The organism is Acinetobacter sp. I-MWF (assembly GCF_025433935.1).
Lineage (GTDB): Bacteria > Pseudomonadota > Gammaproteobacteria > Pseudomonadales > Moraxellaceae > Acinetobacter > Acinetobacter guillouiae.
In genome coordinates, this window is sequence record NZ_JAMBAR010000028.1 from 1 (window position 1) to 544 (window position 544).

Below are 544 nucleotides of genomic sequence, written 5' to 3' on the forward strand. Positions count from 1 at the left end.
AACTTCACCTGAACCCAATGTAGCACTAATCGTACCTTGGACTTCTGGCGTGTCATCATTGGTGAAAGCACCATTGGCAACATTTCCTAAACCTGGGGCAACGTTATCAACAACTGTTGTTATCGTTGTGGTTTGTGTTGGCGCTACAGTATCAACAGTAATTGTATATGCTGACGATGCTGGGCTTTGGTTACCACCCGCTGTTTCAACACGCGCTGTATATACATAAGTATTGCCGTTACTTAATCCACTGTCATTAAAAGTCCATGTTGTACCTGTAACTGTTGCTGTGCCAATCACCACACCATCACGTAATACTACAACTGTTTCTGTACCTGTAAGTGCTGTTGAAATTGAACCTGTTAATTGCGGTGTCGTATCATTTGTTGCACCATTATTGGCAACAACACCCGTTTGCGGAGCAAAGTCATCTATTACAGACAAGATTTGTACAGATTGACTTGAACCACTGGTATCTACAGAAATCGCATAGTTGTTCGATACCGAACCTTGGTTACCCGCCGCATCTTCTACTCGCGCTGTA

General features: G+C 43.4%; 1 protein-coding gene. It reads right to left on the bottom strand.

The features are described from left to right. Positions 1-544 (bottom strand): Ig-like domain-containing protein (locus M2R48_RS21210; RefSeq protein WP_262087602.1); only part of this gene is annotated, 544 nt, incomplete at both ends.